The organism is Kineococcus lubricus, assembly GCF_050871965.1.
Lineage (GTDB): Bacteria > Actinomycetota > Actinomycetes > Actinomycetales > Kineococcaceae > Kineococcus.
The window spans coordinates 40,827-48,539 of record NZ_JBJLSK010000027.1 but is presented as its reverse complement, the minus strand read 5'-3'; the positions used below and the strand labels follow the sequence as shown (position 1 = coordinate 48,539).

The 7,713-nt window shown below is 75.4% G+C and carries 7 protein-coding genes; 1 reads left to right on the top strand and 6 read right to left on the bottom strand.

Annotated features, from left to right (window positions below; all coding sequences use genetic code 11):
• Positions 1-194 precede the first annotated feature (194 nt).
• Genes gndA through ACRYRX_RS18110 form a run of 5 tightly spaced genes read right to left on the bottom strand, consistent with a single transcriptional unit; the run spans position 195 to position 5,453 of the window.
• Positions 195-1,673: an NADP-dependent phosphogluconate dehydrogenase gene (gene gndA / locus ACRYRX_RS18130; protein ID WP_432514075.1), complete on the bottom strand. Its 1,479-nt coding sequence runs from the start codon at positions 1,671-1,673 to the stop codon at positions 195-197.
• Positions 1,654-3,030, bottom strand: coding sequence for an MFS transporter (locus ACRYRX_RS18125; RefSeq protein ID WP_432514065.1), 1,377 nt, complete (start codon positions 3,028-3,030; stop codon positions 1,654-1,656). Before ACRYRX_RS18125 ends, gndA begins: the two co-directional genes overlap by 20 nt.
• Positions 3,027-3,662, bottom strand: coding sequence for a GntR family transcriptional regulator (locus ACRYRX_RS18120; RefSeq protein ID WP_432514063.1), 636 nt, complete (start codon positions 3,660-3,662; stop codon positions 3,027-3,029). The genes ACRYRX_RS18125 and ACRYRX_RS18120 overlap by 4 nt, the downstream gene beginning before the upstream one ends.
• Before the next feature lie 23 nt (positions 3,663-3,685).
• Positions 3,686-4,327, bottom strand: a complete 642-nt coding sequence (locus ACRYRX_RS18115) for a UdgX family uracil-DNA binding protein (RefSeq protein WP_432514060.1) — start codon at positions 4,325-4,327, stop codon at positions 3,686-3,688.
• Positions 4,328-4,370: 43 nt separating this feature from the next.
• A complete protein-coding gene (locus ACRYRX_RS18110; RefSeq protein ID WP_432514059.1) occupies positions 4,371-5,453 on the bottom strand; it encodes a carbohydrate kinase family protein in 1,083 nt (360 codons plus the stop codon).
• A gap of 245 nt (positions 5,454-5,698) precedes the next feature.
• Here ACRYRX_RS18110 and ACRYRX_RS18105 point away from each other — a divergent pair, with 245 nt between their 5' ends.
• A complete protein-coding gene (locus ACRYRX_RS18105; protein WP_432514057.1) occupies positions 5,699-6,733 on the top strand; it encodes an aldo/keto reductase in 1,035 nt (344 codons plus the stop codon).
• 30 nt (positions 6,734-6,763) lie between these two features.
• Here the strand turns inward: ACRYRX_RS18105 and ACRYRX_RS18100 are convergent, their stop codons facing one another.
• A complete protein-coding gene (locus ACRYRX_RS18100) occupies positions 6,764-7,690 on the bottom strand; it encodes an AEC family transporter (RefSeq protein WP_432514055.1) in 927 nt (308 codons plus the stop codon).
• Positions 7,691-7,713: the final 23 nt, after the last annotated feature.

Here is a 7,713-nt window from a genome sequence, read left to right as displayed (position 1 = left end):
AGCAGCAGCGGACCGGCCGCACCCGCCGCCACGGCCAGCTCGGTCACCAGGTGCAGCGCCTGCCGCGGGGGCGCCGCGGGGGCCGGCGGGCGCCCGCCCCCCCCCCCCCCCCCCGCCCCGCGGGGGGGCCCCCCGGCCCCCCCCGCGGGGGGGCCCCCGGGGCGGCCCCACCGCCGTCGGCGTTCGTCAGCGGGTCAGGAGCGGGACTCGGCCCCGTCCCCGGTCCACTCGACGTGGAACGAGCCGTCGCGGTCGACGCGCTTGTAGGTGTGCGCCCCGAACAGGTCGCGCAGCCCCTGGACCAGCGCGGCCGAGGAGCGCTCGCGGCGCAGCCCGTCGTAGTAGGCCAGCGAGGAGGAGAAGCCGGGGGCGGGGATCCCGGCGTTCACCGAGTGCACCACGACCCGGCGCCACGCCTCCTGGCCCTTGGTCACGGCGTCGGCGAAGTACGGGTCGAGCAGCAGCGAGGGCAGCTCGGGGTTCTTGGCGTAGGCGTCCTTGATCCGGTCCAGGAACTTGGCCCGGATGATGCAGCCGCCGCGCCAGATGGTCGCCATCGCGCCGGGGTCGATGCCCCAGCCGTACTCGACCGAGCCGGCGCGGATCATGTCGAAGCCCTGCGCGTAGGCGACGACCTTGGAGGCGTACAGCGCGGCGCGGACGTCGTCGACGAACGCGTCGGCGTCGGCCTCGGCGACGAACCCGCCCGAGCCCTCGGCGCCGGCGGCCGGGCCGGGCAGCACCGGCTGGGCGGCCTTGCGCTGGGCGCCGTGGCCGGACAGGGCGCGGGCGAAGACGGCCTCGGCGATGCCGGAGACGGGGGTGCCCAGGTCCAGGGCGGTCTGCACCGTCCAGCGGCCGGTGCCCTTCTGCTCGGCCTCGTCGAGGATGACGTCGACCAGTGCGACGCCCTCCTGCGTGGGGTCGTCCTTGTCCAGGACCCGCGCGGTGATCTCGATGAGGAAGCTCTCCAGGTCCCCGGAGTTCCAGGTCGTGAAGATCTCGGCGAGCTGCTTGGGGGTGCGCCCCAGGCCGTGGCGCAGCAGGTCGTACGCCTCGGCGATGAGCTGCATGTCGGCGTACTCGATGCCGTTGTGGACCATCTTCACGAAGTGGCCCGCGCCGTCGGGGCCGACGTGCGTCGAGCACGGGGTGCCGTCGACGGACACGGCGATGTCGGCCAGGATCGGGCCCAGCTTGGCGTAGGCGTGCTCGGAGCCGCCGGGCATGATCGAGGGGCCCAGCAGGGCGCCCTCCTCACCGCCGGAGACGCCGACGCCGGCGAAGTGGATGCCCCGGGCGCGCAGCGCGGCCTCGCGGCGGCGGGTGTCGAGGAAGTGGGCGTTGCCGCCGTCGACGAGGATGTCGCCCTCGGACAGCAGCGGGGCCAGCTCGTCGATCACGGCGTCGGTGGGGCCGCCGGCCTTGACCATGATGATGATCGTGCGCGGCGACTCCAGGGAGTCGACGAACTCCTCGGCGGTGTACCCGGGGACGAAGGTGCCCTCGTCGCCGAACTCCTCGATCAGCGCCTTGGTCTTGGCGTCGGTACGGTTGTGGACGGCGGTCACGTAGCCGTGCCGGGCGATGTTGCGAGCCAGGTTGCGGCCCATCACCGCCAGACCGGTCACGCCGATCTGCGCCTTCTGCTTCTCATCGGTCACCCGCCGCATCATGCCGTGCCGGCACCGGCGCGTGAACCACGCCCCCGGCCCGTCGCTCGCGCAGGACGTCGCGCACGCGGGGGACGACGACGCCGTCGCGGGCCATCAGGGCCCGGGTCTGGCGGCGGCTGACGAGGATGCCGGCGACCCCGACGGCCCACAGCGGGTACTGCAGCGCGAACGCGACCCGGAACGCCTCCAGGGAGTACGTGGCGGGGGTCCCGGCGCCCTGGACGTCCAGGAGCACCCCGACGAGCAGGATGAGCACGACGGAGGCGGCGAACCCCATGACGTTGGTCATCCCGGTGGCGCCGCCGAGGCGGTGGGCCGGGTTGGAGGTGCGGGCGTAGTCGAAGCCGACGAGGGAGCCGGGGACGCCGGTCGCGGCGACGACGACCAGCAGGGCCAGCAGCGCCAGCGGCGCGGGACCGGACCACAGCAGCACGACGGCCCACACGACGGCCTGCGCGCCCACGATCGCCAGCACCAGCCAGGAGCGGCGCAGCGGGTGCCGGGCCACGAAGGTGCCGAACAGCGGGCCGGTGCCGGCGGCGGTGACGGTGTAGAGGGTCAACAGCGCGCTGGCGGTCCCGGCGCTCAGCCCCTGGCCGGAGACGAGGAACGGGAACCCCCACAGCGTCGCGAAGGCGTTGCCGGAGAACGGCGTGGCCCAGTGCGACCACAGGCCCAGCCGCGTCCCGGGGTGGCGCAGCGCCGCCCGCAGGTCCCCGCCGACCTCGCGCAGCGGCTTGGTGACGCGCGGGTTCTCCCGGCCCGGCGGCACGTCGCGCAGGACGATGACCGACAGCGCCGTGGCCAGCAGCGAGAACGCGCCGATCCCGGCGTAGGCGGGGGTCCAGCCGGGTCCGTGCAGCAGGGCGACCAGCGGCACGAAGCTGAACACCTGGCCGAGCTGGCCGAAGAGGCCGACGAGCTGGGTCATCACCGGCACCCGCTGCGGCGGGAACCAGTTCGTCGTGACGCGCAGGACGCTGACGAAGGTCGCCGCGTCGCCGGCGCCGACCAGGACGCGGGCCAGCACGGCCTGCCAGGTCTGGGTGCTGAAGGCCAGCACGAGCTGCCCCGCACCCATGGTCGCGGCGCCGAGGACGACGAGGCGGCGCGGCCCCCACCGGTCGATGAGGACGCCGACGGGGACCTGCAGCGCGGCGTAGACGAGGAACTGCAGGACGGCGAAGCTGGACAACGTCCCGGCGCTGATGCCGTAGCGGTGCTGGGCGTCGAGGCCGGCCGCGGCCAGGGAGGTGCGGTTGGCGACGGTGACGACGTAGGCCAGGGCGCCGACGGCGAAGACGACCCAGGCCCCCTTCGCGGCCCGCTCGCGGGCGGCGGCGACGGCGGTCACGGGCGCACCGCCCGCAGCCGGTCGGCGGCGGTCCGCACGTGGGTGCGCACGAGGTCGACCCAGGCCTGCTCGTCGTCACCCAGGAGGGCCTCGCGCTGGGCCCGGTGGTCGGCCAGGGCGCGCGCCGCGCGGTCGGTGGACCCGGCGAGGTTCGCCACGCCCATCCGCGTCTGGCGGTCGCGCAGGGAGTCGTAGAGGGCCGCGAGGACCTCGTTGCCGGCGGCGCGGACGACCTCGGCGTGGAAGGCGCGGTCGGCGCAGGTGAAGGCCCAGGTGTCCTGAGCGCGGGCGGCGCGCTCCATGGCGAGCAGGTGGGGCTGGAGGCGGTGGGCGAGCTCGGTGCGCCCGGCCCACGCCCGGCCGGCGGCGTGGACCTCCACGAGTTCGCGGGCCTCCAGGACGTCGTCGACCTCGGCCGGGGAGACGGGGACGACGAGGGCGCCGCGTTTGGGCAGGAGCCGGACGAGCCCCTCGGCCTCCAGGCGCAGCAGCCCCTCGCGGACGGGGGTGCGCGAGACGCCGACGGCCTCGGCGATCTCCCCCTCGGTGATCAGCTGCCCGCCGGGGAGGGTCCGGTCGAGGATGCGCTGCTTGACGTGGGCGTGGACCCGTTCGGAGGCTGAGGCGTCCATGATGCATCTATGGTAGCCGCATGTCAGGACAAGGCGGCCGCCGCGGTGCGCAGGTCGGCCACCAGCCCGGCGTAGGCGGCGTCCCGGTCGGCCTCGGGCACGCGCAGCACCGCCGAGGGGTGGATCGTCCCCAGGAACGTCTTCTCCCCCTTGGTGGTGTTCAGCCGCAGGAGCTGACCGCGGTGCTTGGTCACGCGGAAGTCCTTCGGCAGCAGCGCCTTCGCCGCGGTCGCCCCCAGGCACACGACGACCTCGGGGTCCACGACGGCCAGCTCGGCCGCCAGCCACGGACGGCACGCCGTGACGTGCCCCGCGTCGGGCGTGGCGTGGATCCGCCGCTTGCCCGGCGCCTCCTGCGTGAAGCGGAAATGCTTGACGGCGTTCGTCACGTACGTGGTCGAGACGTCGATCCCCGCCTCGGCGACGGCCCGCTGCAGCAGCCGGCCGGCCGGCCCGACGAACGGGACCCCGCGCCGGTCCTCCTGGTCGCCGGGCTGCTCCCCCACGAGCGCGAGCCGCCCCGACGGCGCGCCCGCGGAGAACACCACCTGGGTCGCCGGCTCCCACAGCTCGCACCCCCGGCAGGCGGCGGCGGCCTCGCGCAACCCCGTCAGGTCCGCCCCCGCCGGGACGAACTCGGCTGCTCCGGGTCGCTGGACGCTCATCGGGCGATCATCGCCGCCTCCCGCGCGCGGCGCAGCCGCAGACCTAGAAGGACGGCCGGGGGCCCGTCGGCAGGTCGTTGCCGACCGCCAGCGTCGCCGTCGCGCGGCGCACCGCCACCCGCGTGGGCGGGTGGTCGCGCAGGACCGCGTCCAGGAACCCGTACTGCCGCACCAACTGCGAGGTCGCCGAGGTCCGCGGACCCAGCCGCAGGTGGGACCACCAGTCGGCGATGTCGCCCCAGCCCGGCGCCGACAGCGAGCCGCCGAACTGCTGCACCGACAGGCCCGCGCAGAGGTTGGCGAACGACAGCCGGTCCGCCAGCGACCAGCCGGCCAGGGTCCCGGCCAGGAACCCCGCCCCGAACACGTCCCCGGCCCCGGTGGCGTCGAGCGCCTCCAGCCGCAGCCCCGGGACCTCGGCCCGCTCCCCCGTCCCGGCGTCGACCGCGACGGCGCCGTCGGGCCCGCGCGTCACCACGGCCACCTGCACCCGCTCGGCCAGCGCGGCCACCGCCGCCTCCGCGGAGTCGGTCCGGGTGTACCGCATGGCCTCGACGTGGTTGGGCAGGAAGGCGTGGCAGTGCTCCAGGCCGGCCAGCACGTCGGGGTTCCACTGCGTCGAGGAGTCCCAGCCGACGTCGGCGAACACCAGGGCCCCCTGCTCGCGGGCCCGCAGCACCCACGGCTGCGGGACCGCGGCCAGGTGCACGAGCGCGCTGCGGGCGGCCGGGACGTGCTCGGGCTCGTCGACCGGCGCGGGGTGCTCGTGGGTGACCATCGCCCGGTCCCCGCCGTAGGCCAGGGAAACGGTGACCGGGGAGTGCCAGTCGTCGACGCGGTACGACGTCGACAGGTCGACGCCCTCCTGCTCCCCGAGGGTCTGCCAGCAGAACCGGCCGTAGGCGTCGGTGCTGAACGCGGCCGACAGCGACGTGGCCAGCCCCAGCCGGGCCGCGGCGACGGCCATGTTCGCGATGCCGCCGGGGCACGAGCCCATCCCCGACGTCCACACCTCCGTCCCGAGCCGCGGCTCGTCGTCCAGCCCGGTCAGGACGATGTCGAGGAACACCGTCCCCCGGACGTGGACGTCGAACACCTCGGGACCGGCCGGTGGCTGCGTCAGCACGGCCCGATGCTGTCAGCAGCGCGGTCGGACGGCCAGGTACCCGCCGTCGACGGGGACCCGTGTGACCGCTGACCCGGGCCGGCGTCCTCGGAGGCCGGGAACGCGACGGCGGTGACGAGGACGACCTCGTCGGCGGGCCGCACGAGTCCTCCTCCCCCCGGGCCGGCCGAAGCCCGCAGCGCGCACGACGGGTGCCGGTCGGGAGTCGGGAGGTGGCGGGCCCCGGCCGGGGGCAGGATCACGGCATGGAGCACAGGACCCTGGGAAGCAGCGGCACCTCGGTGTCGAACCTCGCGCTCGGCACCATGACCTTCGGCGCCGAGAGCGACCGCGACGTCGCCTTCGAGCAGCTCGACACGTTCCTCGCCGCCGGCGGGACGCTCGTGGACACCGCGGACGTCTACTCCGGCGGGGTGTCGGAGGAGATCATCGGCGCCTGGCTGGCCGACCGGCCCACCGACGTGACCGAACGGGTGGTGCTGGCCACCAAGGGCCGGTTCCCCACCTCCGGCGAACCCAACGGCGTGGGGCTCTCGCGCCGCCACCTCACCCGCGCCCTCGACGCCTCGCTGCGCCGCCTCGGCGTCGAGGCGGTCGACTTGTACCAGGTGCACGCCTGGGACCCGTGGACGCCGATCGAGGAGACCCTGGCGACGCTGGACTCCTTCGTGCGCGCCGGGAAGGTGCACCACGTCGGGCTGTCCAACTTCACCGGCTGGCAGCTGCAGAAGGCCGTCGACGTCGCCGACGCCGGGGGCTTCTCCCCGCCGGTGACCCTGCAGCCGCAGTACAACCTGCTGGTCCGCGAGATCGAGTGGGAGATCGTGCCGGCCGCCGAGGAGAACGGCCTGGGCCTGCTGCCCTGGTCCCCGCTCGGCGGCGGCTGGCTGTCGGGCAAGTACACCCGCGACACCACCCCGACCGGCGCCACCCGCCTGGGCGAGAACCCCGAGCGCGGCGTGGAGGCGTACGCGCGGCGCAACGCCGCCGCCCGCACCTGGGCCGTCGTGGACGCCGTGCAGCGCGTCGCCGAGGAGCGCGGGGTCACGATGGCCCAGGTCGCGCTGGCCTGGCTGTGCGCCCAGCCGGCGGTGAGCTCGGTGATCCTCGGGGCGCGCACGACGGCGCAGCTCACCGAGAACCTCGGAGCCGCCGACCTCGAGCTCGAGGCCGCCGAGCTCGCCGCCCTCGACGAGGCCAGCGACCCCGAACCCGCCGACTACCCCTACGGCGGCCCGGGGTCGGCGCAGCGCTCCCGCAAGCTCGGCGGGGGGCGGTAGGGCCCGGCCACGGCGCGGGGCACCGCTCGCTCAGCCGAGGACGACGCTGATCAGCACGATCACCGGGCCGAACAGGACCGTCGTCAGGAGCACGGTGTCCCGGGCCAGGTCGCGGGCCACCCCGTACCGGACGGCGTAGGTGAACACGTTCTGCGCCGTGGGCAGGGCCGCGACGACCGTCGCGGCGTGCACGGCGGGGTCGTCCATCCGCAGGACCCACCGCGCCACGGCGAAGGTAGCCGCGGGCTGCAGGAACGCCTTGATCCCGGTGGCCAGCAGCACCTCACCCGAGCGCCAGCCCGCCGCGCTGCCGCCGTGCAGGGAGATCCCGAACGCCAGGAGCGCACCGGGGATCGCCAGCCCCGCCAGCAGGTCCAGCGGCTGGGCGACGGCGGTCGGCAGCCGCCACCCCGAGGCCGACAGCACGACCCCCACGACGCTGGCCAGCAGGATCGGGTTCACCAGGGGGGCCAGCGCGCGCCGCACCGCCGCCGCCCGCCCCGGGCCGCCGGAGTGGCGGGTCACGTCGAGGATCCCCAGCGCGACCGGGGTGAGCACGACCATCTGCAGCAGCATCGCCGGCAGGACGGCCGTCACGTCGCCGAGCACGTAGGCGGCGATCGGCAGGCCGATGTTGGCCGCGTTCACGAACGAGCCGGCGAGGCCACCCACGACGAGGTCCTCGCGGGACAGCCGCAGCCACCGCCCGGCCACCACCAGCCACACCAGGACCGAGCACAGCACCCCCGCGCTCGCCGCCACCAGCTGCTCGGAGAACAGGACGTGCACGTCGGCCTCGGCGAGCGTCTGCAGGAGCAGGGCCGGGGTCCCGACGAAGAACACCAGCCGGGAGACGACGGTCTGGCCGGAGGGGCCCAGGACGCCGGTGCGGCCGACCAGGTACCCGACGGCGACGACGGTGGCGACGACCGCCAGACCGGTGAGGAGCCCCGTCACCGCCGGGCGCTGCGCGTCGACGG